Genomic DNA, 26754 nt, shown 5'->3' on the forward strand with positions numbered 1-26754 from the left:
ACCGGGGGCTGTTCTTCACTTTTTTGACCGTGTTAAACCGATGAGGAGTTACACCATGAGCGCCACTGTATCCCCAGCATCCACTTCGACGCCCAGCGAGCGAGCCTGGGCCTTGTTCAAGGTGATGAAAGAAAAGGAACTGATTCCAGAGGGCTATATCGAGCAGCTGACCGAATTGATGGTGCACCAATGGAGCCCGGAAAACGGCGCCCGTGTAGTCGCCAAGGCCTGGGTCGATCCACAGTTCCGGGAGCTGTTGCTCAGAGACGGCACCGCCGCGTGCGCGCAGTTCGGTTTCACCGGCCCGCAAGGCGAATACATCGTGGCCCTGGAGGATTTGCCCCAGCTGAAAAACGTCATCGTCTGCAGCCTGTGCTCTTGCACCAACTGGCCGGTCCTGGGGTTGCCGCCGGAGTGGTACAAGGGTTTTGAGTTCCGTGCACGCCTGGTTCGTGAAGGACGCACCGTGCTGCGTGAGATGGGCACAGAGTTGCCAAGCGATGTGGTCGTCAAAGTCTGGGATACCAGCGCGGAAAGCCGCTACCTGGTCCTGCCCGTAAGGCCCGAAGGCTCCGAGCACATGAGTGAAGAAGAGCTTCAGAAACTGGTGACCAAGGATGTGCTGATCGGGGTTGCCCTGCCCCGCGTACGTTGACCCAAAAGACGCTCTTCATCTTCTAATTTTCGGAGGTTTTTATTATGGATGGCTTTCACGATCTCGGTGGTTTTCAAGGCTTTGGCAAGGTTCCCCATGTCATCAATAGCCAGGATTACAAACAAGTATTCAAACAGGAATGGGAGCACCTGGCTTACAGCCTGATGTTTATCGGCGCCGACCAGTTGAAAAAATTCAGCATCGATGAAATACGTCACGCCGTAGAACGACTCGATGTCCGCCAGCACGTTGGCACGCAATATTACGAGCGCTACGTTATCGCCACGGCCACGTTGCTGGTCGAAACCGGCGTCATTACCCAGGAAGAACTCGATCAGGCATTGGGTTCAACCTTCAAATTGGCCAACCCTCCCCACGACAAGGGCCGCCCCGCCATCACTGGCCGCCCGCCATTTGAAGTGGGCGACCGGGTAGTGGTTCGCGACGAGTACGTGGCCGGACACGTGCGCATGCCGGCGTATGTGCGCGGCAAGGAAGGCATCGTCCGACACCGCACCTCGGAAAAATGGCCGTTCCCGGACGCCATCGGTCACGGCGATTTGAGCGCAGCGCACCAGCCCACCTACCACGTCGAATTCCAGGTGAAGGATCTGTGGGGCGATGCCGCGGATGATGGCCTGGTTGTCGTCGACCTGTTCGAAAGCTATCTGGACAAGGCCGTCGATGCGAAAACGGGGGCCGCATGATTGACGGGGCCCTGTCGGGCCGGCTGCCGGTGACGGTCCTTTCAGGCTTCCTCGGCTCCGGCAAGACGACCCTGCTCAACCACATCCTGCGCAATCGCGCAGGCATGCGGGTGGCGGTCATCGTCAACGACATGAGCGAAGTCAACATCGACGCCGAGGACGTAGCACGCAATGTGTCGCTGCACCGCGGCAGCGATGAACTGGTCGAGATGAGCAACGGCTGCATCTGCTGCACGCTGCGCGCTGATCTGCTTGAGCAGATCAGCCTGCTGGCGCGTCAACAGCGCTTCGATTACCTGCTGATCGAGTCAACCGGAATTTCCGAACCGATGCCGGTCGCCGAGACCTTCGCCTTCCTCGACTCGCAAGGTTTCAGTCTGAGCGAACTGGCGCGGCTCGATACCTTGGTCACCGTCGTCGACGGCAGCAACTTCCAGGCGCTGCTGGCCTCGCGGGACACCGTTGGCGGCGCGGACGAAACGGGCACGCCATTACGCCACTTGTCCGATCTGCTGATCGAACAGGTGGAGTACGCCAACGTCATCCTCGTCAGTCGTCTGGACCTGATAGGCGAGAAAGGCTTTCTGGAACTGAGCGCCCTCCTCGCAGGCCTCAATCCGAAGGCAGAAATCCTGCCCATGACCCACGGTGCCATCGATCTGTCGAAAATCCTCGACACCGGCCGCTTCGATTTGCCGAGTCTGGTGCAGTCACCCGGCTGGATGAAAAGTCTGGAAGCCAGTGACGAGCATCCTCCCGAGTCGGACACCTATGGAATTGCTTCCTGGGTGTATCAGGAGCGTGCGCCATTCCATCCGCTACGTCTGCTGGAGTTCCTGCAGCGGCCCTGGCTCAACGGGCGGCTACTGCGTTGCAAAGGCTACTTCTGGGTCGCCAGCCGGCATCTGGACATCGGCATGCTGGTGCAAAGTGGCGGGCAATTTCGTTGGGACTATGTCGGGCGCTGGTGGGCATTCATCGCGCAATCGCAATGGCCCCAGGACGACTATCGCCGACAAGGGATTCTGGCCAAATGGGACGACATCACCGGTGATTGCCGGCAGGAAATCGTCTTCATCGGTCAGGGTCTCGACCTGGATATGTTGAAGCGGCAACTGGACGCCTGCCTGTTGACCCCGGAAGAGATCATGGACGGTCCACAGATGTGGCCAACCTTGCCGGGCGCAACCTCCTTCGACCTCCAGGCATTGTCACACTGACTGCTCGGTGAACAGCCTTTCAATACACCCACTTTAGCGAGGCAGGGCAAACCTCGTTATGACCTTTGACTTCAATTTCACAGACTGAGAGGCGCTGTATGTTGTTCTTCAGCAGAACTACTCATCGGACACTGGCTTCACTCGCCGACAGGCTGGATCGACCCGAGATCGCTGACTCATCGATCACGTCGGCCGATCCGCTGTTGCGGCGGATTCTGACAAGGGTGGAGAGCCTTCTCAGCGAGCGGCGAGATCTGCGGGCGCGAGAAGAGAAGCTGAGCCAAAACCTTGAGCAAATCACCTCACGCCTCGCCGAGCGGGACGTTCAGTTGCAACAGCTGGAGACTCGCTGGGAGCTCGCCGTTCAAGGGTCGGGGGACCTGTTCTGGGAATTGGAGCTCGGCGCAACCACACAACCAGATACCGATAGCGCACTGCGGTGGTCGGGGTCCTGGCCGATCCAGACACCGATGCCCGACCAGCTCAATCTCTGGAGCGAGCGGCTGCACCCGGGTGACCGTCAGCGCAACCACGATGCGTTGTCGAAGCATCTTGCAGATCGCAGCGGCCGAACATCCTATGCCCTGGACGTTCGAATGGCCTTCGAAGGTGAATATCGCTGGTGCTGCATCAGCGGAAAATCCCGCCGCGATGCCCAAGGCATGCCCGTGACCATCGCCGGAGTGTTGCGCGACATCCATGCACAACGCTTGCAGGACGAGGCGCTTTCACTGGCTGCCACCCGTTTCGAGATTGCCCGGGAAATGCTTCACGACGGGCTCTGGGACATCGAGGTGGTAGCTGGTGATCCGGCCAATCCGAAGAACGCCATCTGGTGGTCTTCACAGATGCGTCGCTTGCTCGGCCATGCAACGGCCGAAGAGTTTCCCAACACGTTGGAAGCCTGGTCGTCACGCCTGCATCCCGAGGACAGCCAGCGCGCTATAGGCGCCTTCGTCGCACACGTCGATGATCGCAGCGGCAAGACTCCCTTCGACGTCGACTACCGGCTCAGGCACAAGAACGGTGAATACCGTTGGTTCCGCGGCCGCGGCCAGACCCGGCGTGCGGCTGACGGTTCGCCGTTGCGAGTCGTAGGCGCGATCACCGATATCCACGCGAGTCACGAGGAGAGACAGTTGCGCGAGACCCAGGAACGACAACACCAGGCCATGCAGGAAAACCTCACCAAACTGACGCAGATCGTTGCCGCCATTCAGGGCATCGCCAACCAGACCAACCTGTTGGCGCTTAACGCAGCGATCGAGGCCGCCCGCGCAGGCGAGGCCGGACGCGGCTTCGCCGCGGTTGCCGACGAAGTTCGCAAGCTCGCCACTCGCACCAGCCAGGCGACTCAACAGGCTGCCGACATGATAGAGGGCTACTGACCCGCCACCGTGAATGAAGCACCCCATCGGTTGCGTAATTCGGTGGCGCCGTCCCGAACTCGCGGAGTGCGAGTTCGAGCCCCATGACAAGTTCAGTAATGGGTGCTGGAAAAACTACTTAATCAATTTGTAATGGAAATGCTCAGGGTTAGGCTGATTAGTACCGATAGGTTGCCTGCACTGAAACTCCATTAGCACTATTGTCGTAACTTGCACTGTATTGCGGTTGAAGACCTGAGTTGTTCGCCTGCTTTACCGAGACTTTGGAATCCCAGAGATAACCATAAGCAAAGTCTATCGTCAGGTCGGCATTGGGCGAATAAGCACCGCCCAAAGTCACCGCTTGGCGATTCCCAACCGGAATGCGCACGCTGCGATCGGCATTTCTAACGGGCGATGGATCATAGGCGTAGCCTGCGCGCAGCAGCCATTGTTGGTTCAATTGATAGGAGGCGCCCACTGCGGTGCTCCAAGTGTCACGCCAGTTCATTTCTTCGGTCACACTTCCAAGGCCCGCCGCCTCGCCCACAGGGGAAAGACCGCTGTTGACTGCCTCGACCTTCTGGATCCGGCTCCAACGTTTCCAGGTGGTCCCCAGGTAACCCGTCCAGCGACTATTGAAATGATGGGTGATTGAAGTGTCCACGGATTCGGGCATCGTGAGGTCTATCTTGTTGTCATACGTTCCGTCCAGCGGGATAACGCTCGGGGAGCCAGAAACCTCAGTATGCCCTTCGAGTTCATAGTCCACCTTCGAGTGATAGTTGATTCCCCAACGGGTAGCCTCAGTAAAGTCGACCAGGATGCCTACGTTGTAGCCAAGCGCCGTGTCATCGCCTTTGATGGTGACGAGTGTGTCCTCGCCATTGTTCAGGGCGCCGGTGGCCAGGTAATTCTTAAGCTTTGCATTGAAACGGTTGATGGTCGGTCCACCACCAATGGACACGTAATCATTGATCCGATAGGCAATGGTGGGCTGCAGGGTTATTTCCTTGGTCGTGCTATAGGAACCATGGTAACGGCCCTGAAAGCTGCTCTCATAATCATTGATCAAACCACTCGGAGCATAGAGGCCCAGACCAATCGAAAAGCGATCATCAAGTGGCGTCGACATATAAGCGAAGGGCACGACGCCCAAAGGTACCGAGTCCCCTTTATTGGTGCCCGGGACATTGCTTTGCGCATCACTGATGTCGTCGCTCACCGAGACGACCGCGGCTCCGCCGGAAATCTCACTACGCTTCAACTTGGTCAAGCCTGCTGGATTTCCAAAGATGGTGCTGGCGTCCAGCGCGGATGACGACCTTCCCGCATAAGCAGTTCCCGCACTGCTTGCACTTTGTTCGTTCAGGGCAATGCCATTGGCGCCCGCAGTTGTTGAAGCGCCGAGTATGGCTACGGCGCCGGTTAACTTGATCCAGGAAGCAAATGCTTGCTGAACAGAGAAACACGGGGTCGCACGGTTATTCACTTTCATTGTCCACCTCTTATTCTTTTTGTTGGTTGCACGCAGGCAAGGCTTGGCCTTCCCGTGCACATGTCAGTGCCGGTTGGAGTTGATCGAAGTTGTGAAAAAGGCCCTGGCTGATGAATACCAGGGCATGTTTGTTTAACTTATGAAGGCGAACTCACACTCATTTAAGCCACTCCACTTGAAAGCTATAGCGCCCTAGAAGAAGGGCCAGCGACTCTTGGTTTCCTCCCGCCCGGATGCATGCGACTAGCCCGCGTCGTCCATCCTGTACCACCTCTACCTCAACTTCCTGCAGACACATACGCTCCACTTCCTGTCGGACTACTCTGGCAATTTCCCGCTGCTGCAAGGCGGGCTTGAATATCTTGCCCACGGCAGTCAGTGGCAATGCTTCGAGGATTTCAATGCGCTTGGGAACGGCTGCCCGCTCGCTGATATTGAGATGCGCGAACGCCTCAAGTTCTTCCGCGTTGCAAACTTGCCCGGGGCGCAGTTGAACGTAGGCGATCGGCACCTCGCCTGAGTAGGCATCGGGGCTGCCGATTGCAGCGGCCAAGGCGACAGCAGGATGCGCCTGAAGAGCCTCCTCGATTTGCTTGGGATCGATGTTGTGACCGCCACGGATGATCAACTCCTTCTTGCGTCCGGTCAGCCAGAAATAACCCTGCGCATCCTGGCGACCCAAATCACCCGTATTCAGCCAGCGCTGACCGTCGATATCGATCCAGAGGCCCTGGTTATGACGCTCCTCCAGATAGCCATTGAAGAGATTCGGACCACTGATCGTGATGAGGCCAATCTCATCCACGTGGGCGTCGCGCAGGTACTCTCCCGAATCGTTGAGCAAGACCGCGCGCATATTCTGGTAGGCGATCCGTATCCCGATGGAGCCTATATGGCGCTCGCCATGGGGCGGATTGATCGAGGAGACGCAGGCGCCCTCGGTGAGGCCATAACCTTCAAGGATCTTTACCCCGGTCCGGCGCTCGAACTCTCGGAAAAGCTCAGCAGGCATGGGTGCGGCGCCACACATGGCAAAGCGAAGACTGGATAGGTCGCGGCCCTGCCATTCATTTTGCAGAAGTGCAGCATAAACAGTAGGCACGCCGGAAAAGAGGTTGATACCGAAGTGCTCGACCATCTCCCAGAATCGTGAAATCACCCCCTCGCCACGATACCCCTGAGGCGTCCCGAGGATCACATGGTCGCCTTCAGTCCAAGGCATCAGTCCAGTCACCAGCTGGCCATTGACATGAAACAGCGGCAGGCCACAAAAGATAACCTGGCCACCACTGCGTGGCTGTAAGTGAGCAGCCACGGCCCATGCATTGAAGACTTCCGAGCCATGGGTACGCGCCGCGATCTTGGGCAACCCGGTGGTGCCGCCCGTACAGATGTAGGAGGAGCACTCCTCTTGGCGGATTTGCCGACCGCTCTTGAGGTGTGTGTGCGGCTGAGTCTTCATCAGCGATTGCAGATCGTGAATCGCAATACCGTTGTGTAAGTCTCGCTCCTTCAGTGCCGCGACTTTGAGAGCCTCACGCACAGGTTCGGCGACATAGGGTTCCATGCTGACCCAAACGACAGACCTGACCGTGGGTAACTGATCCAGCTGCGAAGCCAGTTTGGGCCACAGATCGCTGCCGGGAGTCGGCGCGAGTGTCACCACCACAGATGCCTTCGCGGCATTCAGCAAGCCAGCCATCTGCTTGGCCTCGAGCAGAGGATTGATCGCCATGACGATCCCCGCCGCCTCCCCGCCCCAGATAGTGAAATGGGTTTCCGGCAGGTTGGGCAGGATGAAGGCCAGCACCTCACCCGGTTTTATACCCAGGTCATGGAAGGCATTGGCCGCTCGGGTGATCTCCGCAAAGAGCTGGGAGTAGTTCCACTCGCAGGTGCGCTTGAAATCGGCGGCATCGGCAAAGAAACTCAGCGCTGGTGCCTCGGGGGCACGCTCGGCCCCCTGACGCAGCGCTTCATAAGTGCTGCAAGCCAGGCCACGCTCCGACAAGGGGACTCGTTCAAGACTTTCGATGTCGTTCAGGGTCTGCACAACCATTCAGGCTTCCCCCACGACGCGGTTGCGTTGCACACCGAGGTCGACCACACCATCGGTGCTGCGAATGCGTGCCTCGACCACGTCACCTGCCTTGAGATACTGCGTCCGGCCTTCCTGCGCCTTGAGGAAAAGCTTCCATTTGGTGGCTTCCGGCATCAGGGCCGCAATGCGCTGTTTCGCAGGCGAAGGGATCGTTAGCGCACAGCCCGCTGGAGTGCCGGTGGCGATGAGGTCTCCAACAGCGAGATCTTGCAAGTCGGAGAGTTCGGTCAGGGTTTCAGCGGGGCCGTAAACCAGGTTGGCCGTGCTGTCGTTCTGTCGCACCTGGTCGTTGACCGTCAGGCGTAGCTGCAGGTCTTTCAGGTAATGAATGTTCGAGGCATCCAGAAGGCAGAGGTACGGGCCGACCGGGCCGAAAGTGCGGTAGCTCTTGCCTTTGTAGAACTGCATCTGGGGAATCTGAATGTCACGCGCCGAGTAGTCATTGACGATGACGACGCCGGCGATGAACTCATGCAGATTGGCGTCAGTGACAGACATTGAACCGGTGATCGCGCGTTTCATCACCAGTCCCAGTTCAATTTCGTAGTCGAGAAAGCGCACGTGGCGCGGCTTGATCAGATCGCTGTCAGCCGCCACCAGGCAACTCGTCGCCTTGGTGAAGATCATGTTGAATTTCTTCGCATCCGGGTCCATGCCCGACTCGATCATGTGCTGACGGTAATTGGCGCCCTGGCAAACGAACTGCTGGTTACGGGTCACCGGCGACAGCAGTTTTACTTCGCCCTCCGCAAGCTCCGGGCCTTTCAGTTGAGCGAGGTCGTCGATACTGTTCTGGCGAACGAAGTCACCGGTGGTTTCAAAAACACCGGGGACAATCGTGATACGGCCCTGGCGAAGCACGCCCCAGTGGATACCGTTCTGAAATTCAAAGCGGACTACGTGTACAGCAGACATTGAAGGTACTCCTGGAGCGGCGTTTGTCCCGCGTTCGGTTGCGCGAGAACTGAGGTGTTGTTCTGAAGGCGGACTGACAACGGTGTAGACCCACGCACCGCCAGCAATCAAAGCGCCGGTTTTAAGCACGTCCCGCCGGCCAAACCGGGTTGAGTTGTCCGACATGGCGGCAGCTCTACCCGAACATCCGCATGAGTGTTATCAACTTGCGAAAGGTCAGGTCCGGGCTGCGTCGCAGGTTGCGGATCAGCAGAAGCACATTGCTCAGGTTCATCTTGGGTTTGGTAAAACTCTTGGGCATGCGCTGCCCCCACTGCGCCATTGCCTCGGGACTCACCGGATGAATGCCCGTAGGCCGAGTGGCCGTGAAAATATCCCCGTCGCAGTAATGCTCGTGCTTATCGCCCCAAGGGTCTTGCCAGTAATCGAAGATCTGACTGCCCAGAATGTGCCGGCCGATACCCCATGAGTGCGCCCAACCGCGCTCGCGCAGGACGCGCTGCCCCATACCCACGGCGTCTGCATCGACGACTTCATAGGCGCTATGGCTGTAGGTGGCCATGAACCCTTGCGCAATCGCGAGCGTATGGTGATCCGCGGGAATATCACCGAGATCAAGGCGCATGAAAGTGACGATAGGCGTGCCGTCGGGGAGTACCTGCACATCGCTGGGAATAAACCCGAAATGCTGCGTATACCAGGCACAGGTCGCTTGGTAGTCGGCCACTTCAATGACGATGTGACCGAGTTTGAGTACTTCAGGGGGAGCAATCGGCGGGCGCTGCGTGGCGTTGATCCGCGGTTGCTCGTGCACCAGGTTCCAGTGCAGAGGAGCTCTATGTGCCAGCGTCTTGCCTGGCGTCTGGTCGCAAACGGCTTCCACAATGAAACCGGACGGATCCGTCAGCCTGACGTAATACCCTTTACCCGGATGTTCCGATTTCTCGACCGATGACGCACCCGGGATTCGAGTGAGCTTTTTCAGATCTTCCAGAGACCGCACTGCAAGTCCGAACCCGATAAAACGTGCATGTTCGGCACGATGGACGCGATAACAATACGCAGTGGCTTCGGTGGCCCGCAGGTAGAGCGTATCGGCCTCCTGCCGACTTACCGTCAGGCCGAAGTCAGTCAGGAAGCGCGCGGCCTCATTCAAGTCCGGTCGTTGGAAGATCAGGTGAGTCAGATCCTGGGCCTTTACCGTCGGCTGCGGATGCCGCGCGGGGTGTGGTGTCGCCAACCGATGCAATTCGTTTTTGTTGTTCATTGTTCTTGTTTTCCGGGTTTTTAGGGCAAAGCTGTCCCGAACCCCTGAAGACTCAGGGGTTTATTCAGTCAAATCAATTACGAGTTCAGTCGAGAGATGGAAGTGCCGGCAACTCTTTGGTCGCCAACGCACGAGCCTCCTCTGACGGCACACCCAATGCCCGCAGTACCAGCTCGGCGGTGTCAGAGCCCGATTCGCGCCACGTCCTGTGACCTTCCAGTACCAGGAAAATCGAGCCGAGCACGCTGCTCGATATCAGCGTCAGTACCGAGAGCAATTGCTCCTGCGCAAACGTGTAGCGCCCAGTGGCAAGCCCGCTCAGAAGATCCTTGGTCGCTTGGCTGCTGAACATTTCGCGCAACGCAGAATTGCTCATGGCGAATTTATGGATGAACGCGCCCCACTGGGAGTCTTCGTGGGCTCGGCGAATGAAGAACCGAATGCCATTGGCAAGGCGCTGAGCTGGATCCGAGAGGGAATTGAAGCTCTTATTGACGCGCTCATGCATCTCCCTCGCGAGATGGCTGGCGACCGCCTCGAACAGGTTTTCCATGCTGCCGATGTTGCTATAAACCGTTCCGCGTGCCACGCCTGCCTCTTGCGCGAGGTCAAGGATGTTCACTTGTGAGGTGCCTCTCTCGGCGAACAGGCGAAAGGCAGCTTGATGAATGCGGCGTTGTGTTGGATTCAGGGATTCCACGGTTCTCTCTCCAGGATTACCTCATAAGTCGATTGAACACTCGTGTTCATTTTACGTCAACCCTATTTTTAAACCTGTAGGTCTTTCTGTCGGAAAACAGGCCTACAACCTAGTAATCTGGATGCTGCGATCGATGTCTTCTGGTCAACAAAAGTCCTGCGCATTGACATAATTGAACACGCATGTTCAGTTATGTTGGCGAACTTTTATTAGCTGAAGGACAGAACATGACCGGCTCAAAGCTCTTCAAACCGCTTCGATTGCCTAACGGCACGGTGATTCCAAACCGAATTGCCAAGGCTGCCATGGAGGAGAACCTTGCCAATGAGGATCACGCTCCAGGGGAAGCGCTAATTAAGCTCTATCGGCGTTGGGCGGAAGGTGGGGCCGGTCTGATCATCACTGGCAACGTCATGGTTGATCGCCACGCCTTGACCGGACCGGCTGGCGTCGTGCTTGAGGACGATCGGAACCTGGTGAATTTCCGGCTATGGGCCGATGCCTGCCGCAGTCGTGGGGCCCAGGCCTGGATGCAAATCAATCATCCCGGACGGCAGCTATTGGCTTCCATGGGGCAACCGGCAAGGGGTCCCTCCGCAGTGGCGGTCGATATCCCCGGACTGTCAAAAGCTTTTGTGCCGCCCAGGGCCTTGAATGAGCAGGAGATCGAAGAGCTGATTGAACGCTATACCCAAGCGGCGGTGCTGGCTGAGCGCGCCGGATTCACTGGCGTGGAAATTCATGCAGCGCATGGCTATCTGTTTAGCCAATTCCTGTCGCCTTTGACCAACCAGCGTAATGACCGCTGGGGCGGTAGCCTGGAAAATCGTGCGCAAATTCTGCTGCAAACCATCGACGCGATACGTCAGCGAGTAGCACCGATCTTTTGCGTCGCTGTGAAACTCAATTCCGCGGATTTTCAGCGAGGCGGTTTCAATGCCGAGGATGCGGCTCGCGTGGTGGAAATGCTCAACGCCAAGGCGGTCGACTTGGTCGAGTTATCGGGTGGCAGCTACGAAAGCCCGGCGATGCAGGGGCAGACCCGCGATGGCAGCCGCTTGGCTCGAGAAGCCTACTTTCTCGAGTTCGCGGAGAGAGTAGGAGAAATAGCGCGCATGCCGCTGATGGTCACTGGCGGCGTGCGTAGAAAGGAGGTCGCGGAGCGAGTGGTGAGCGGCTCAGTGTCGATGGTCGGACTTGCCACTGCGCTGGCAATCGAGCCCGCCTGCCGAGACAGTGGATGGCAGGTCGGGACATCAAAGTGGAGCCCATCGTCGTTCACTGGAAGAACAAGGCGCTGGCATCGCTCGCACTGGCGTCGGTGATCAAGAAGCAGCTTGGCTTGCTGAGCCAAGGCAAACAGACACAACCCGGGACGTCGCCCCTCATGGCATTGATCGGCAATCATCTGAAGTCTCGTCGCCAGGCAAAGCGCTATCGGCGATGGATTGATCAGGCCTGGCCTGATCAAGGATGACATCGGCTCAGGCAGGTAGCGGCTTGCCGGCGATTCTCTTGGCTCTGGCAGGTGTTACGCCCAGAGCCCGGAGAATCATTTCGGCGACCCGCAGATCGTGCTCTGCCACTGCACGTCCCTCGACAACCGAGCGCATTGCTCCGGTTGTGCACGAGACAACCATGTCCAGGGCAATGCCTTCATCCTCGTAAGCGAAAGTGCCCTCGCGCAGACCTTCACGCAGGTCACCAAGCACATGGGCAGCCAAACGCGAGCGCATGGCCTGATCGAAATGGATGATGCGCAGCAGTGCATTGGCCCATTCGTGATCGTCGGCGGCCCGGCATACAAACATACGCACGCCAATCGAAAGCCGCTGTGCGCCGCAGTGCACGTCCGTGCTCAGGACGGAAATGGCATCGGAAAACTCGGCGGCCATGGCGATGCCCACCGCCTCCAGTACTTCGTCGCGAGTTCGAAAATAGTTGTAGATGGTACCGTTGGATACCTCTGCTTCCGCGGCTACCTCGAGTAGCGCGATCTCCCCCACCTCCTTACGTGCGACAAGGCGCAATGCCGCGTCCACCAGGCCGCGACGGGTGCGTTCACGCTTCTTGTGGCCTCTCGTGAGAGGTTCTGGCGCAGCTTCTAAAGGAAGAATGGGGGAATGCATTATCAAGCTCGCAATCTAGTGGGCTCGTTGATGGTAACGGAAACGCTGTCAGGAGTGGCGTGTTCGCTAACCAGCAGGAGCCGGCAGTCACGAAGGAGACTGTCTGCCTCTGCGCCAGGGGCGTGGTGCATGATGATACGGTCAGGACGAACCGCGACCAGCGTTCCTTTAGGGGCCAGCGGCAGGATGTCATGGTTCATGTCTTCAATGAAGTCACAGCTGCCGCCGGAACGTTGGCCGCGTGTTCTGACCTCTAAGAAATGGCCTCCCATTTTTTCCCAGGAAACGATCTGATCAGGGGTTAGCAGTGACAACGGGTCAACACCCAATCCAACCAGGGTCAGGTTGTCTCCCAGAGCATCGTCGCTCAGCTTGATCTGCTTTTGCATGTTACGAACCCAGGCCTGGGGAAACAGGCTGCCACGTACCAGTTTGTCGCCCCGACGATGCGGCACGAACAGGCCGAGCTTGAAGGTGTTCTTAGGCTTGATGTCCAACTGTTCGAAGTACCTCCTGGTAGCGGGAGTCAACGCCAGCGTGCGCATCAAGCCGTGGATAAAGAAAGCTGCGATCTTGTTTTTGGGCATCACCAGGCGGCCCATGAGTTTCGCTAGATTGATCATCGCCTGGGCATGGGGGCGGCGCTCTACGTCATAGGTATCGAGTATTGCAGGCGCGGCATGGCCGCGAAGGACCCAAGCCAGTTTCCAGGCAAGGTTGGCGCCATCCCGAAGTCCCGCTACGAGGCCCTGCCCGACAAAGGGAGGGGTGATATGCGCTGCGTCGCCAGCGAGGAAGATGCGTCCCTTGCTGAATCTGTTGCAGCAGCGCGCGTGGAATCGATACACCGCCTTGCGCTCGATTTGCAACTCTCGCGGGTTGATCCATGGCGCGATTAGCCGGGCTATGCTTTCCGGGCTTTCCAGCTCTTCGCGCGATTCACCGGGTTGCAGCATGAACTCCCAACGCTCCCTTCCACCGGGTGCGGGCATGTGCGGCGTCGGCCGCCGCGGATTACAGAGAAACTCAATGTGATCAATCGCCGACTTATGCCGGTTCATGACATCGACAATCAGCCAATCCTCCGCATAGGTCTGCCCTTCGAACTCCTGGCCAATCAGTGCCCTGACCCTGGAGCTTGCGCCATCCGCACCGACCAGGTACTGGGCGCGAACGGAATGCGATTGCCCATTCTGATCCCGTACGGAGGCGACGACGCAATCCGACTCCTCGACCAGACTTTCAAGCTCGAAGCCACCAAGACTGGTCACTGATTTCAGTCGGGAGACCTGGCTACGCATCGCGTGTTCAAGGTCGGGTTGATAGAACGTCACTAGTTTCGGATGGCCGTCGATGCATCCCTCAGTATTGGCACGACCAAATTGCCCGAGTACCGGGGAGTGCATCCTCACTTCAGGGATAACGATCTTCTCGAAAGCGTCTTCCGACAAACCGGCGAGTTGCAGGATGCGCAGCGCCTCGTTGTCCAGAGCAATGGCACGAGGCATCAGTACGACCTCATGGGTCTTGTCCAGTACCAGGGTCGTGACCCCATAGCGGCCGAGCAGCGCCGCGATTGTCGCACCTACCGGACCGTTACCGATGACCAACACGTCGACAGCGGAAGGAGGCAATTCGGAAACTTTCTTGTTGTTGTTCATCTTGAGCCCTTTTTGTGATTGAAGTCGTGAGGCGCGCAGGTCTCATCGTCAGGCACGATGAAGGTATTCAATATTGAGAGATATTTCAATATTGATGTTTTTGTCATTGTTTTTTTGGGATCATGCTCAAGCCGCGATGAGGCCTAGGGGCGAGCCGAAGTGCGCGGTTTGAACCGAGTTTGCGCGAGTGCCAGTTTCCGACCGGCGACGCTTGGCTTCAGAGCCGATCAGCGTTGTCATTGGAACAATGGCTCAAGACTGCCGAGGCTGGAGAGCAGTTGATTCAAAAGGCTGGTCGATAGGACCAGGAAGCCGGACACACCGGTTTTCAGTATCGAACCCTTTGTGAAGCTTCGCGGTGCACAACCCTGTTTTAGTCTTTAGGAATTAACCGTGGCACGTCCGCAGCCCCATCCGAACCCAGTATTGCTCTGCTTCGTCGAATTCGAGCTCGACGAGTCCAACGCCTGCTTGTTACGTAATGGGGAAGCCGTTGCAGTGGCGCCGACGCCTTTCACGTTGTTATGCGTGCTGGCACGCCAGCCAGGGTCGTTGGTGACCAAGGATGCCTTGCTTGATGCCGTGTGGGGGCATCGGTTTGTCAGCGATTCGGTGCTGAAGACGGCCATCAGCGATCTGCGCAAAGTGCTGGGCGACGACCCCAAACGGCCCCGCTATATCGAGACCGTGTCGAGGCGCGGCTATCGCTTCATCGCTCCGCCCTCCTCCGCACCTTCGAGGCCGCCTATATCCGCGACGGTGCCGGCGGCCGGCGCGCACTCGTCACCGCCATTCATCGGTCGCACCGACGAGGTCTCAAGACTGCAACGAGCGTGGGAGCGAGCGGATGGCGGCCAGCGCGCCGTGGTTTGGCTCGCCGGCGAGCCGGGGATCGGCAAGACCACGTTGATCGAACATTTCCTCACTGGCCTTGGCGACATCGCCTGCGCACGCGGCCATTGCGTGGAGCACTACGGCGCCGGCGAGCCGTATCTACCGGTGCTGGAGGCCTTAGCCGATCTGTGCCGCAACGACCCTACCCTGCCGGCCCTGATGCGCGCCGTGGCACCGACCTGGCTGCTGCAACTCCCGTGGCTGAGTACCACGCAGGAGAAAGACGCGTTGCGGCGTGAGCTTGCCGGCATCGGCCCGGACCGCATGCTCCGGGAAATGGGCGAATTGCTGGACCGCTACACCGAGCAGCGACCGCTGTTGCTGGTGACCGAAGACCTGCATTGGAGCGATCGCGCGACGGTCCAGCTCATCAACTATGTGGCGCGGCGACGTGGCCGCACGCGGCTGATGTGGCTGTCAAGCTTCCGCCTCGCCGAGGTGGTTGCGCTCGATCATCCCCTCAGCTCGTTGCGCCACGAACTGCGCCTGCAACGTCTGAGCGAGGAAGTGGTGCTCGACCCGTTCTCGGAAACCGAGGTCGCTGACTATGTTGCGCTGCGTTCGACCTCGCTGGCACGCGATGAAGCCTTCGTGCGCGCCCTGCACGAGCGGACCGATGGTGTGCCATTGTTTGTTTCGTCAATCACCAGTGAAGTGATGGACCCAAAGGACGACAAAGCCACCATCGAGGCTCGGCTTGCGAATCTGGCGGTTCCCGAAAACCTTGCAGCCATCATTGATCACTACATCGCCAAGCTTGGTCCGGAGCAACGTACACTCCTCTCGGCCGCAGCGGTGTGCGGGGTCGAATTCCGAATCGAGACGGTTTCACTGACCCTCGAGCGCGACCTCGCTTCGGTGGCCCACGCCTGTGAAGAGCTGATACGCGAACAGGTATGGCTCATACGATCGCGGGCCACAGAAGTTGAAGAGACGGAAGAGCTACCCCACTCCTTCCGGCATGCGCTCTTCCGCCAGGTGCTGTACGACCGCACGCCGCGTTCATTGCGCACCCAACTCCATCGCCAGGTTGGCGCTGCCCTCGAACGCGAGCGCACGGCCGGCGTGCCGGTTGCTGCCTCGGAGCTGGCGATGCACTTCGACCGCGCTCGGCAGCCGATGATTGCGCTGCGCTACTACGCCGAGGCCGCAGAAGCTGCGCTGCTGCACTTCAGTCCGGACTTGTGCACTGGCCTCACTGAGCGCGCCTTGGTCCTGTTGATGCAGACTCCCGAAGGGACGGAGCGCAATGCCCTCGAAATTACCCTGGCCACGCTGCAGGGGGTTTCGGCTTTCCACATGCTCGGTGTCGGCAGCGAAGCCAAGAGCGCCTTCGAACGTGCATACAGGCTGTTGACGGATGTACCTGAGCACCCCATGCGTGGTCGCCTCCTGCACGGATTCGGCTATCTGCTTGGTCTGCGCGGCGACTATGCGTTGGCGCTCGAAGTGGCGGAGCGTGCCGAAGCCCTCTCCTGCGACGCAAATGATCAAGAGCTCATGCTGGCGGCGTGCATCGTCCAGGGCGAGGTGCATCACCTCCAGGGACGCACGAAAACGACTCGCCGCTGGCTGGAACGTGCCCTCGCGATCGCCGAACCGCTGGACATCGGGACGAACGAGATCTTTGCGGCTGATCCCCAGGTCATGCTGCACGGCATGCTGGCTATAGAACTCGTGCGTTCTGGTCTGGTCGAGCAAGCCCGAATCCACCTGCAGCAGGCACGGGCACGCGCGCAGGCGTTGCGCCAGCCCATGACCTGGCTGGTCGCCGCCTGGCAGGAGGTGTTGATCGAGGTGAGGATGGGAAACCACATGCGTGTGGCTGCGCTGGCCGACGACATGCAGGCGCTGGTCGATGAATATTCGCTCGCACTTGGGCGAACGGCTTGCCGCTGGTGGCGCGGCTGGGCCGACGCGCGCAACGGTGCACCGCGCGACGGCTACCGTCGCATCCGCGAAGCCTATGAAGAACACACCGGGCTTGGAATGCGCTCCGGAGCCAGCGAGGTACTCGGCTACGCCACCGAGGCGTTGCTGCTGGCGGGTGATTACGACGCCGCACAAGTCGAGCTACAGGAAGCATTTCGGGTGGGCGAAGAACTGGGCGAGCGCGTCTACCTGCCGCAACTATTGCTGCTGGAGGCAGCAATCTCGCGAGCGCAGGGTCAGCCCGACGCCGGCATCGCTGCGGCGCGGCGCGCGATTGAGGAGGCTCGCGCCCAGGAAGCACCGTGGCTGGAGCTGCTCGCGCGGGTCGAACTGTGCGAGCATCATGACGCTACGCCCGAGGACCAACAGGCATTGGCCACGCTCGTTGATCAGTCGCCCGAAACTGACGGAACCGAGCTGGCGAAACGTGCGCGCTCGCTTCTTCAGGCTGCACAGTCGACTTGAAGCGTTAAGGACGAAAACTTGTGGGAGCGAGCCTGCTCGCGATGACGGCGGGACATTCACCGCCGCTATCGCGAGCAAGCTCGCTCCTACAGGGGCTGCGGGTGTTCAACGCCTTAACTTAAGGTGTTGTCCTGACCGAAGTCTGACCTTTCGCTTACGACTCGCCCCAGGGGGCCGCTTACGCTGTCGTCGAACTTTCCTGCCCCCCTGGTCTGCGATGATCCTGAACCCTGAATCCAAATACCCGAGCCGCCGCTCCTACGTAGTGAAGCTGCGCAGCGACGCCGCGCCGGGGGCCCTGGTGGGCCGCCTCGAAAACCTGGTCACCGGACGACAGCGCGAGTTTTCCTCCGCCGAAGAGCTGCTGGAGTCGATTGCCTCGGACCTCGCGTTGTCAGCCGGCGATGAGTGACGCCTCCACCACGAATGAGCGCTCGATATGGCGACCGAACGGCGACCCTTCGCTGACGACTTCGCGCACACCGAGCCCTACGCTGATGCCACCTCGAATCTTCACGAGTCCAATCCGATGCCGCGACTTCCAACTTTCCATCTGTTGACCCGCAACGGGCAGACGCCCCTGCACTATGCCGAGCGCGTGGTCAGCATCGTCATGGGGGCAGCGCTCGCCGCGTCTGTTGCCATGGTCTTGACAGGGTGCTCCACGGAGGTGCTCACGCCGTCGGTAGACCTGCCGAGCAACTTCTCCGCGAGCACGGCTTCCGAAATGGAACCCGAGGCGGCATGGTGGGAGGTTTACCACGACCCGGTGCTGACGGATCTGGTGCGCCGAGCAGCGCGCGAGAATCGCGACGTCAAGATTGCCGCCGAGCGCCTGCACGCCGCGCGTGCTGGCGAAACGGTCAGCCGTTCATGGCTGTTCCCGAGTGTCGGCGCATCGGCCTCCGGCAGCGATCGCAGCAGCGGCTACAACTCGGCCACGAAACAGGGTTATCCGGATACCAAGACCACCAGTGCCGGCCTGGACGTCTCGTGGGAGCTCGACCTGAGCGGCCGCCTGCGCGCCGGCGCAGCGGCGGCCGACGCCGATGCGCTGGCCGCCGAACACAGCATGCGTGGAGTGCGCCTGCTGGTGATGAGCGACGTCGTTAGCAACTACTTCACACTGGTCGGTGCGCAACGCCAGGTCGCGACGCTTCGCGCAATCTCTGCGATGCAGGATGAGACGCTGCGTCTGGTCACTGCGCGCCAGCAGGCAGGGCTGGCATCAGCCTTCGACGTCGAACGCGCGCAGACCGACGCCTTGTCGGCGCGGGCGCAGATTCCGCCGCTGGAAACGCAGGTGGCGGTGTCGCGCCATCGTATCGCGGTGCTGATTGCCGACCAGGCCTTCAATACCGCGAACGTCCAGACTTCGATTAGCGATGTGACAGTGGTGCCCGAGGCCAAGCCGGGCCAGCCCGCCGAGCTGCTGCAACGCCGACCTGACGTGCTGGCGCTGATGGCGCAACTCGATGCAGCCAATGCGCGCCGCAAGCAAGCCGCGGCCGAGTGGTTTCCGCGGCTGTTCCTCGATGCCTCCTTCGGCCGCCAGGGCTTGAGCCTGAACGGCGCCGATCTCGGCGTTGCACGCTTCACCAACGTGGCGGGCCTGCTGGCGATGCCGCTCTTTAACGCCGGGCGCACGCAAGCAATCAACGATGCTGCCGAAAGCGCTCAAAAAGAGGCGTTGCTGCGCGCCGAAGACGGCATCGTACGGGCGCTCGAGGATGTGGAGAACGCCCTCGTCACGCTAGCGCAGGAGCGGCGCCGCGCCGGGTCGCTGCAATTGGCCGCCGCGTCCGCCGAGGCTGCGCAGAACCGCGCCCAATCGCTCTATAACCGCGGGCAGATCGACCTGTTGCCACTGCTGGATTCGCAGCGGGCGCGCCTGGCGGCACGCCTGAACTCCAATGAAAGCAACACCCGCCTGCTGATCGATAGCGTGCAGCTTTATAAGGCACTGGGCGGGGGCTGGCAGGTGTTCGAACAACCCGTCACCCCCACCGCAGCGACCAAAGCCGACCTGCCACCACTTTCTTAAGAATCTGCCGTTTACTAGAGGAATCGCCTTGAAAACCTCCCTTACTGCGGCCGGCGCCCTGGCCGTAGCCGTCATGCTTTGCGCGTGCAGCCCGGACAAGCCGTCCGTGCAGGCACCCCGACCGGTGCGCACCGTTGCAATCAGCTACGACAATGCCCACGAAAGCAGTCGCTACGTGGGAACCGTACAGTCGCGACATGAAGTCGACCAGGCCTTCCGCGTGGGTGGCAAGGTAGCCCAGCGCAAGGTCGATGTAGGCCAGTTTGTGCGTGAAGGCGACATCCTGGCTGTGCTGGATGACAGCGACTACCGCCTCGCTGAGGAAGCATCGCGACAACAGTGGACGGTTTCCGTCGAGCAGACTCGCCAGGCCGATTCTGATCGCCAGCGCCTGACCGCGCTGAAGACTGACGGCTCGGTCAGTGCGGCCGACGACGAGCGCGCACATACGAATGCCCAAACCGCGCATGCGACCGCCGAGGCTGAAGCGCGAAAGCTCGAACTTGCGCGCAACCGGCTCAAGTACACCGTGCTGCGCGCCTCGCGTAGTGGTGTTGTCACAGCTGTGCGCTTTGAGGCGGGCCAGGTCGTGGCGGAGGGCCAATCGGTTGTCTCGGTTGCGAATCCGGATGAATCCGAGATCGTCATCGATGTGCCCGAGGATCAGCTGTCCGTCTTCAAGGACGCGCGTTTCAAGGCCTCGCTGGCCAGTGCGCCGAACGAGATCTTCGATGCCACGCTGCGCGAGCTGTCGCCGCAGGCTGCGACGCAGACGCGCACCTATCGCGCGCGGCTCAAGCCGTTGCAAGCGCTGCCTCTGGGCGCCACCGCCACAGTCATGGCCGAGCGCGAAATGACAAGTGTCTCGGTAGCGGCGATACCCGCCACGGCACTGACGCAAAACGGCGGCCAGCCGGCGCTGTGGGTGGTCACGCCCGAGGGCAAAGACCCGGTAGGCATCGTCGAACTGGAGCGTGTGGCCGTTTGGGGCTACCGCAAAGATGAGGTGCTCGTCTCTGGGCCCAAGGCTGGCGTATTGGTCGTCACCGCCGGCGTCCAGAAAATGACTTCCGGACTGAAGGTCGCGCTACCCGTGACGACAATCGTTGACGCGAACACCACGCAGCAGGCGGCCCGATGAACAATTTCAACCTCACCGACTGGGCGCTGCGTCATCGCGCCATCGTCCTGTTCATGCTCCTCCTTGTCGCGGTGGCCGGCGTCTTCAGCTTCACCAGGCTGGGTCAGCTCGAGGATCCGAACTTTTCCGTGCCCTCCATGACTACCATGGTCATCTGGCCGGGCGCCACCGCCCAGCAGATGCAGGACCAGGTCCTGAACCGCATGGAGAAGAAATTCGAGCAGATCGACAACTTCGAGAAAGTGGTCACCTACGCGCGGCAAGGCTACGCGGGTATGACGCTCACCGTGCGCGGCGGCACCTCCAAGGCCGATCAGCGCGAGGCCTGGTATCAGGCGCGCAAAAAACTCAATGACCTGAGCCTTGAGCTGCCTGACGGCGTGATCGGCCCGATCGTAAACGACGAATACGGCGACGTGTATGGCCTGATGTACGCGGTCAAGGGCGACGGTATTGGCCATGCTGACTTGTCGGACGCCGCCGAGGACATCAAGCGCCGCATGCTGAAGGTGCCGATGGTCAAGAAGATCGATGTGATCGGCAAGCAGGCCAAGCGTGTCTACGTCGAGTTCTCGCACGAGCGCCTGGCAGCGCTGGGCATTACACCGCTGGCCATCGCCGAAAGCCTCAAGAGCCAGAACGCCATGTTGCCCGCAGGCCAGATCGACACCAACGGCGACCGCGTCATGGTGCGCGTGAGCGGCCAGTTCACCAGCGAAGAGGCTATCCGCAACGTTCCCATCGCCGCAGGCGGCCGGCAGATCAAGCTCGGCGACGTTGCGACCGTTACACGTGGCTTTGAGGATCCGCCAACCTACACGGTTCGCCACAACGGCCAGCCAGTGCTGATGCTAGGCATCACGATGACCAGCGACGGCAACATCGTGGACCTCGGCAACGCGATGGAGACGGCGGTCGACAAGATCCAGTCCGAGCTGCCGCACGGCGTGGAGCTGGAACGCGTAGCCGACCAGCCCTCCACTGTGAAAGACGCGATCTGGGACTTCGAGCGGTCACTGATGGAGGCGCTGATCATCGTCATCGCGGTGAGCCTGGCCAGCCTGGGTTGGCGCACTGGCATTGTGGTCGCGACCTCGGTGCCGCTGGTGCTGGGTGGTGTGGCGCTGGTGATGCTGGTGATGGGTTGGAACCTCGAGCGCATCTCGCTCGGCTCACTGATCATCGCGCTCGGCCTGCTGGTCGATGACGCGATCATCGCTATCGAAATGATGGTGGTGAAGATGGAGGCCGGCATGGACCGCGTGAAGGCGGCCGCCTTCTCCTATCAGTCCACCGCCATGCCGCGCCTGACCGGGGCACTCATCACCGTCGTGGGCTTCCTGCCCATCGGCCTTTCGAAGTCCACCACCGGCGAGTACGCGGGTGGCATTTTCTGGATCGTCGGTGCCGCAGTGCTGTTCTCGTGGATTTGCTCGGGTATCTTCACACCGTACCTGGCGGTCAAGATGCTGCCCAAAGACTTCGGCAAGCACCAGCATGCCGGTGATCCGTATGACACGAAGCCCTACCGCAGGCTGCGTGGCCTGATCGATACCGCCATTGAGCGCCGCTGGGTTGTCATCGGAGCAACGTTTGGAGCCCTGGCACTTGCACTGGCCGGCATGAAGTTTGTGCCGCAGCAATTCTTTCCCAACAGTTCGGCCCTGAGTTGGTCATCGACCTGCGCTTGAAAGAGGGCTCGTCCATCGCGGCGACCACCGAGCAGGTGAAACGGATGGAGGCGTTGCTGTCGAAGGACGAAGAGGTCAAGTACTTCACCGCCTACACCGGCGCCGGCGCACCGCGCTTCTACCTCTCTCTCAACCCCGAGCTGCCGAACCCGGGCTTTTCCCAGTTCGTTGTGATGACCAAGGACCTGGATGCACGCGAGCGAGTACGTGCACGACTGGTGGCCGCGGCCGACCAACAATTCCCCCAGGCATGGGTGCGTGTAACCCGGCTTGAGCTGGGTCCACCCGTCGGCTACCCCGTGCAATTCCGCGTCGTGGGGCCCGATACCCAGGTTGTACGCCAAATTGCCCGCCAGGTGGAGAAGGTGGTCGCGTCCAACTCGAAGGTGCGTGATCTCCAGCTCGACTGGAACGACCCGGTTCGCACGCTGAAGGTCGAGCTGGATCAGGACAAGGCGAGCGCGCTCGGCCTCACGCCGGCCGACGTGTCGTTGGCGACCCAGACCGTGATGAACGGCGCTACCTTGTCGCAGCTACGTGAGCACGAGGACCTGATCGACATCGTGGCTCGTGCCGTGCCAGAGGAACGCTTGAGCCTCGACACACTGAAAGACATCAACCTCTATACACGTCAGGGCACGGTGGTACCGCTGTCGCAAGTCGCACAGGTGCGCGCTGAACTGGAAGAGCCGGTACTGTGGCGTCGTAATCGCGACATGGCGATCACTGTGCGTGCCGATGTGAAGGACGGTGCACAGGGTGTATCCGTGACGCAGGAAATCCAGCCATTGCTTAAGGACCTCGAAGCCAAGCTGCCGACCGGTTACCGCATCGATGTGGGCGGAGCGGTTGAAGAAAGTGACAAGGCCAACAAAGCGCTACTCGCGGTGGCCCCGCTGATGCTGGTCACTATCCTTCTGTTGCTTATGCTGCAACTGCAGAACTTTTCCCGCATGTGGATGGTGGTGCTGACTGCACCGCTGGGCTTGATCGGAGTGGTGCCAGCGCTGCTGGTGTTCCAGTCGCCGCTGGGCTTTGTTGCGATCCTGGGGATCATCGCACTGGGTGGCATGATCATGCGCAACGCGGTGATCCTGATCGATCAAGTGCAAATCGAGATCGCTGAAGGGCGCGACCCGTGGAATGCTGTGCTGGATGCCGCCATCCACCGAGCCCGTCCAGTGATGCTGACGGCGCTGGCCACCGTGCTTGCAATGATCCCGTTAACGCGCAGTGTGTTCTGGGGCCCCATGGCAATCGCAATCATGGGCGGCCTTACCGTGGCAACACTGCTGACGATTTTCTTCGTCCCGGCGTTGTACGCAGCATGGTTCAAGGTGGGTCGCCAGACGGCCGCTGACACCCAACAGGTCCGGGGGGACGCCGCGCTCGCATCTGAGTGAGCCGCTATATATCCGTGAATGAAACACCCCATCGGTTGCATCCAGCCTTTGGGGTGCAATTCATCAAGCCATCAAGAGCGCCCTACGGAACCTGTGACCGGAAGATTCCCCAGCAAGTGGAGCCCGGTACTCTTCACGAAAGCGTCATAGTCCATCGGTCTCTCGATACGGGTTTCAGCGTTGGGCAGTACGTAGGCCCAGGCACGCTTGGACGATGCGTCGTAAACCAGCTTGAACAGACGGGTCGGCACCCAGACCTTGTTGTCGCCGATGGTGGTGTGGCCTGAGTCAAAGAGCGGGCCGGTAAAGACAAAAACATTGCCATCGGCGCGCTTGGCAAATTTTCTGACATCCGCCTCGACCTTACTCCAGATCTTCCGATTGTTGGTGGGGTCTTGCGGCACCATGTTCGACAGCGCAAAGGATTGGGCCATTGCATTGGGGTTCGGTGCATCGGCTGCCGGGGATTGATGGCCACGGTCCACGGCCGGATGTTGGCTACGGTAGTCGCTCAACTCTGCCCGTCCACTCTTGGGGATGCGTGGGTCCGGGTAGAACTGGTTGGTGCGCTCCTCCCCTTTGGCATCCTGTAGCTGGGAGGCATTAAGGCGTTCGACCACTACCAGCGGCGTCTTGCTGGTTTGCGAGTACAGCACCGCAAAGTTGTCAGAGCACAGGGCCAGGGGTTTCATGGTTGCAGGCACAGTGGCCATGTTGATCGGTTTGGCTGCCGGGAACAGATCTGTACAGCCGTCAAACGATGCCTGTTTCTGTTTGTTTGAATAGAGTTCCAGCGCCGCGTTCTGGCTGATCGAGCCCGAGCGGGACACGTGTTCCTGATGCTGGGTGGGCGGTTTGAGGAGATCCAGCAGACTGCGGGCTTCTGCCCCGGTCGAGAGCAAAACAAGGGCCGACAGCCCAACTGCAATTTTGCGTAGGTGCATGCTTTTAATCTTCGAATTGGATTGAGGGGTATACGTACGGCGAGTCCCGATTCACGGAACCAGGTGGAGGCGGTTGCTGATTATCTTGCGGCGAGCATGCTTTCACTGTCCTTGATCAAAATACCAATGCGGATCCGGTCGGCTCCGAGCAGTACGACCGCTGACGGTCGTGCGGGATTTATTGACCATGACAAGTCACTTTAGTGCTGAGCAGCGATTACATTCTACTGGCCAATGTCTAAGCGGACTCCTTAACTGGCGCGAAACGTTGTGCGTACTCCTTTGGACTCACCCCCATGCGTCGCACGAAGGCTTTTCTGAGCACGTCGACACTGTGATAACCGCATCGGCGCGCAACCTCTTCCATCGACCGCCTTCCCAGCTCTATTTGCCGACAGGCCGCTTCGACCCGGACGTCCTCGACGTACTTCGCAGGCGTTGTCTTGAATTCCCGCTGAAACATGCGAATCACGCAGACCAATGCGAGCACAAGATCGATTCCCGCCCAGATGCCTGCCGAGATGGAAGCCGCGAGCTCAGGTGACGGCGTTTTTGTGCTGGATGGGCAAATGGTCGATGCGCCGGTCATTGGTCGTGCGCACTCCATTCTGGCGCGCGCGATTTGACTCTGACAGCTCATCCGCTGCGAACACCCAGATAAAAATCAAGCCCCAAAAAAACGCGGGGCTTGATGTGAGTCACACCTCATCAGGATTTACGTCCGCTACCAGGGCCTTGCTCGCCTCCTTCTCGCCCTGCTTGAGAGCCTTTATCTCTGTCGTCGGCAAAGTTACCGCCGCGACCACTACCCTGGCCGCCGCTGGTCGACTTATCCGCATCGGTGGATTGCCGACCGCCCGAAGCCTGGCCACCTTTCTGGCCCGACTGCGAGGCTTTGTCGCTGTCGTCGGTAAAGCTGCCTCCGCGTCCTGCGCCCTGACCACCGCCGGACATACGGTCAGCATCTTTTGACTGCTGTCCGCCTGAAGCCATGCCACCTTTTTGGCCAGCCTCAGAAGCCCGTTGTGGATCGTTGGCAAAATTACCGCTTGATGCCTCTCCGCCTTTCTTGCCGGCTTCTGAGGCTTTGTCCCGGTCTTTGCCAAAGTTTCCGGGGTTGTTGTTTCCAGTGTTAGCCATTTTTGTTCACCTCTTTCTCAAGGACGAGCGCGTGTGCTCGCCTTCAATTACGAGGTCATGAAAAATCGAAAGTTTGAACGAAAATACCCTCTCGGGACGGGCGGAATGGGCAAGATAGTTCCCGAAAAATCTGCCCTGAGCGACTGGCGGCACAGTCACCGCCGATCACCCTGCGATTGGATTATTTTTCAAAAGAGTTCAGATTTTTACTAGGCTATAGAGGCTTTAAAATCCTGCGAACGTCGTGCATGGGAGGTCAGTCGATGACCGAACACATCGTCCATTTTCACTGCCAGATCGATCAGGGAACGACCGAGCGCTTCAGGGATTGTTGTCTTGAAGCCATCGATCAAGGTGCCACGTCGCTGCTGTTGAACCTGTCCACGTGTGGTGGCAGCACCAATTTCGGCTTCACGCTCTATACCTTCCTGAAGTCATTGCCGGTGCCGCTGTGCGCGATTAATGCGGGCAACATCGAATCAATGGGCATTATCATGTTTTTAGCAGCAAGCCGACGCATCACGTCGCCGCATGCGCGCTTCCTGATACACCCCATGAACTGGTACTTCAGTCAAAAATCGGTCGACCATCAACGCTTGCGCGAATACCTGTCGAGCCTCGACAACGACCTCGCCCGCTATGTACAGATTTTCAACCTCGAAACCGCTGAGGCAGAAACCAAACTCGATATTTTCCATTGCCTTTCAGCGGAAGAAAAAGTCATCGCAGCCCACGAATCCCTGGCCTACGGCATCGCTCATGAGATGCAGCAGATGGTCTTCGCCGACGATGTCAAACACTGGAAAGTCAGCGGTGGTTGAGGACAAAAAAATACCCGACTCAAACGCTTCAGAGGGTCTGCCAAACACTTTGAATTTTT

19 protein-coding genes and 5 pseudogenes are annotated in these 26754 nt (G+C 59.5%); 14 read left to right on the top strand and 10 right to left on the bottom strand.

The window, feature by feature from the left end; genetic code table 11:
* The first annotated feature begins 55 nt into the window (after positions 1–55).
* From nthA to DFS28_RS31140, 5 genes and pseudogenes are all read left to right on the top strand, one after another.
* Positions 56–655: a nitrile hydratase subunit alpha gene (gene nthA, locus DFS28_RS09885; RefSeq protein ID WP_111449584.1), complete on the top strand. Its 600-nt coding sequence runs from the start codon at positions 56–58 to the stop codon at positions 653–655.
* Positions 656–699: 44 nt separating this feature from the next.
* Positions 700–1362: a nitrile hydratase subunit beta gene (gene nthB / locus DFS28_RS09890; protein WP_111449585.1), complete on the top strand. Its 663-nt coding sequence runs from the start codon at positions 700–702 to the stop codon at positions 1360–1362.
* Positions 1359–2582, top strand: a complete 1224-nt coding sequence (locus DFS28_RS09895; protein WP_111449586.1) for a GTP-binding protein — start codon at positions 1359–1361, stop codon at positions 2580–2582. The genes nthB and DFS28_RS09895 overlap by 4 nt, the downstream gene beginning before the upstream one ends.
* Before the next feature lie 470 nt (positions 2583–3052).
* Positions 3053–3673: pseudogene (locus tag DFS28_RS31135) on the top strand (PAS domain-containing protein); the annotation flags it as partial.
* A gap of 30 nt (positions 3674–3703) precedes the next feature.
* Positions 3704–3958, top strand: a pseudogene (locus DFS28_RS31140) (methyl-accepting chemotaxis protein); the annotation flags it as partial.
* A gap of 169 nt (positions 3959–4127) precedes the next feature.
* Here the strand turns inward: DFS28_RS31140 and DFS28_RS09905 are convergent.
* From DFS28_RS09905 to DFS28_RS09925, 5 genes are all read right to left on the bottom strand, one after another.
* Positions 4128–5447 (bottom strand): outer membrane protein transport protein, encoded by a 1320-nt coding sequence (locus tag DFS28_RS09905; protein ID WP_111449588.1) that lies wholly within the window; start codon positions 5445–5447, stop codon positions 4128–4130.
* Positions 5448–5604: 157 nt separating this feature from the next.
* Positions 5605–7506, bottom strand: coding sequence for an acyl-CoA synthetase (locus tag DFS28_RS09910; RefSeq protein WP_111449589.1), 1902 nt, complete (start codon positions 7504–7506; stop codon positions 5605–5607).
* Positions 7507–8463 carry a fumarylacetoacetate hydrolase family protein gene (locus tag DFS28_RS09915; RefSeq protein WP_111449590.1) on the bottom strand — a complete coding sequence of 319 codons (957 nt, stop codon included), beginning with the start codon at positions 8461–8463 and terminating at the stop codon, positions 7507–7509.
* A gap of 175 nt (positions 8464–8638) precedes the next feature.
* Positions 8639–9730, bottom strand: coding sequence for a VOC family protein (locus DFS28_RS09920; protein WP_111449591.1), 1092 nt, complete (start codon positions 9728–9730; stop codon positions 8639–8641).
* Positions 9731–9815: 85 nt separating this feature from the next.
* On the bottom strand, positions 9816–10430 hold the full coding sequence (locus tag DFS28_RS09925; protein ID WP_111449592.1) for a TetR/AcrR family transcriptional regulator: 615 nt from the start codon (positions 10428–10430) through the stop codon (positions 9816–9818).
* A gap of 227 nt (positions 10431–10657) precedes the next feature.
* Between DFS28_RS09925 and DFS28_RS09930 the strand changes: the two are divergent.
* A pseudogene (locus DFS28_RS09930) lies at positions 10658–11907 on the top strand (NADH:flavin oxidoreductase/NADH oxidase family protein).
* 7 nt (positions 11908–11914) lie between these two features.
* Here DFS28_RS09930 and DFS28_RS09935 read toward each other — a convergent pair.
* Both DFS28_RS09935 and DFS28_RS09940 read right to left on the bottom strand, forming a co-directional pair.
* Complete coding sequence (locus DFS28_RS09935; protein WP_111449593.1) at positions 11915–12559, bottom strand: TetR/AcrR family transcriptional regulator; 645 nt, start codon at positions 12557–12559, stop codon at positions 11915–11917.
* Between the two features lie 2 nt (positions 12560–12561).
* Positions 12562–14220, bottom strand: coding sequence for a bifunctional 3-(3-hydroxy-phenyl)propionate/3-hydroxycinnamic acid hydroxylase (locus DFS28_RS09940; RefSeq protein ID WP_111449594.1), 1659 nt, complete (start codon positions 14218–14220; stop codon positions 12562–12564).
* A 393-nt stretch (positions 14221–14613) separates the two neighbouring features.
* Between DFS28_RS09940 and DFS28_RS09945 the strand changes: the two genes are divergently transcribed.
* The 6 genes from DFS28_RS09945 (at position 14614) to DFS28_RS30790 (ending at position 23790) form a co-directional block, all read left to right on the top strand.
* Positions 14614–17511: an AAA family ATPase gene (locus DFS28_RS09945; RefSeq protein WP_111449595.1), complete on the top strand. Its 2898-nt coding sequence runs from the start codon at positions 14614–14616 to the stop codon at positions 17509–17511.
* A 217-nt stretch (positions 17512–17728) separates the two neighbouring features.
* Positions 17729–17923 (top strand): hypothetical protein, encoded by a 195-nt coding sequence (locus tag DFS28_RS09950; protein WP_111449596.1) that lies wholly within the window; start codon positions 17729–17731, stop codon positions 17921–17923.
* Between the two features lie 117 nt (positions 17924–18040).
* Positions 18041–19555 carry an efflux transporter outer membrane subunit gene (locus DFS28_RS09955; protein WP_111449900.1) on the top strand — a complete coding sequence of 505 codons (1515 nt, stop codon included), beginning with the start codon at positions 18041–18043 and terminating at the stop codon, positions 19553–19555.
* Between the two features lie 28 nt (positions 19556–19583).
* Entirely contained in the window at positions 19584–20696 is a 1113-nt protein-coding gene (locus DFS28_RS09960) for an efflux RND transporter periplasmic adaptor subunit (RefSeq protein WP_111449597.1), read from the top strand.
* On the top strand, positions 20693–22387 hold the full coding sequence (locus tag DFS28_RS30785; RefSeq protein WP_256596855.1) for an efflux RND transporter permease subunit: 1695 nt from the start codon (positions 20693–20695) through the stop codon (positions 22385–22387). The genes DFS28_RS09960 and DFS28_RS30785 overlap by 4 nt, the downstream gene beginning before the upstream one ends.
* Positions 22366–23790 carry an efflux RND transporter permease subunit gene (locus DFS28_RS30790; protein WP_256596856.1) on the top strand — a complete coding sequence of 475 codons (1425 nt, stop codon included), beginning with the start codon at positions 22366–22368 and terminating at the stop codon, positions 23788–23790. The genes DFS28_RS30785 and DFS28_RS30790 overlap by 22 nt, the downstream gene beginning before the upstream one ends.
* 71 nt (positions 23791–23861) lie before the next feature.
* On the opposite strand, the gene DFS28_RS09970 is transcribed toward DFS28_RS30790, so the two are convergent.
* Both DFS28_RS09970 and DFS28_RS09975 read right to left on the bottom strand, forming a co-directional pair.
* On the bottom strand, positions 23862–24734 hold the full coding sequence (locus DFS28_RS09970; protein WP_111449598.1) for a DNA/RNA non-specific endonuclease: 873 nt from the start codon (positions 24732–24734) through the stop codon (positions 23862–23864).
* A 238-nt stretch (positions 24735–24972) separates the two neighbouring features.
* Positions 24973–25206, bottom strand: a pseudogene (locus DFS28_RS09975) (helix-turn-helix domain-containing protein); the annotation flags it as partial.
* A 49-nt stretch (positions 25207–25255) separates the two neighbouring features.
* On the opposite strand from DFS28_RS09975, the pseudogene DFS28_RS30795 reads away from it, so the two are divergent.
* Positions 25256–25360: pseudogene (locus DFS28_RS30795) on the top strand (CoA ester lyase); the annotation flags it as partial.
* A gap of 82 nt (positions 25361–25442) precedes the next feature.
* Here DFS28_RS30795 and DFS28_RS09985 read toward each other — a convergent pair.
* Positions 25443–25874 carry a general stress protein gene (locus DFS28_RS09985; RefSeq protein ID WP_111449599.1) on the bottom strand — a complete coding sequence of 144 codons (432 nt, stop codon included), beginning with the start codon at positions 25872–25874 and terminating at the stop codon, positions 25443–25445.
* 263 nt (positions 25875–26137) lie between these two features.
* On the opposite strand from DFS28_RS09985, the gene DFS28_RS09990 reads away from it, so the two are divergent.
* Complete coding sequence (locus tag DFS28_RS09990) at positions 26138–26695, top strand: ATP-dependent Clp protease proteolytic subunit (RefSeq protein ID WP_111449600.1); 558 nt, start codon at positions 26138–26140, stop codon at positions 26693–26695.
* The last annotated feature ends 59 nt before the right edge of the window (positions 26696–26754 follow it).

Source organism: Pseudomonas sp. 478, assembly GCF_003254125.1.
GTDB lineage: Bacteria > Pseudomonadota > Gammaproteobacteria > Pseudomonadales > Pseudomonadaceae > Aquipseudomonas.

Coding starts and splice junctions, on each gene's coding strand:
- DFS28_RS09915 (WP_111449590.1), bottom strand. CDS start 8,463: ATGTCTGCTGTACACGTAGTCCGCTTTGAATTTCAGAACGGTATCCAC.
- DFS28_RS09895 (WP_111449586.1), top strand. CDS start 1,359: ATGATTGACGGGGCCCTGTCGGGCCGGCTGCCGGTGACGGTCCTTTCA.
- nthB (WP_111449585.1), top strand. CDS start 700: ATGGATGGCTTTCACGATCTCGGTGGTTTTCAAGGCTTTGGCAAGGTT.
- DFS28_RS09955 (WP_111449900.1), top strand. CDS start 18,041: ATGCCGCGACTTCCAACTTTCCATCTGTTGACCCGCAACGGGCAGACG.
- DFS28_RS09910 (WP_111449589.1), bottom strand. CDS start 7,506: ATGGTTGTGCAGACCCTGAACGACATCGAAAGTCTTGAACGAGTCCCC.
- DFS28_RS09920 (WP_111449591.1), bottom strand. CDS start 9,730: ATGAACAACAAAAACGAATTGCATCGGTTGGCGACACCACACCCCGCG.
- nthA (WP_111449584.1), top strand. CDS start 56: ATGAGCGCCACTGTATCCCCAGCATCCACTTCGACGCCCAGCGAGCGA.
- DFS28_RS09905 (WP_111449588.1), bottom strand. CDS start 5,447: ATGAAAGTGAATAACCGTGCGACCCCGTGTTTCTCTGTTCAGCAAGCA.
- DFS28_RS09935 (WP_111449593.1), bottom strand. CDS start 12,559: ATGCATTCCCCCATTCTTCCTTTAGAAGCTGCGCCAGAACCTCTCACG.
- DFS28_RS09940 (WP_111449594.1), bottom strand. CDS start 14,220: ATGAACAACAACAAGAAAGTTTCCGAATTGCCTCCTTCCGCTGTCGAC.
- DFS28_RS09950 (WP_111449596.1), top strand. CDS start 17,729: ATGATCCTGAACCCTGAATCCAAATACCCGAGCCGCCGCTCCTACGTA.
- DFS28_RS30785 (WP_256596855.1), top strand. CDS start 20,693: ATGAACAATTTCAACCTCACCGACTGGGCGCTGCGTCATCGCGCCATC.
- DFS28_RS09990 (WP_111449600.1), top strand. CDS start 26,138: ATGACCGAACACATCGTCCATTTTCACTGCCAGATCGATCAGGGAACG.
- DFS28_RS09985 (WP_111449599.1), bottom strand. CDS start 25,874: ATGGCTAACACTGGAAACAACAACCCCGGAAACTTTGGCAAAGACCGG.
- DFS28_RS09970 (WP_111449598.1), bottom strand. CDS start 24,734: ATGCACCTACGCAAAATTGCAGTTGGGCTGTCGGCCCTTGTTTTGCTC.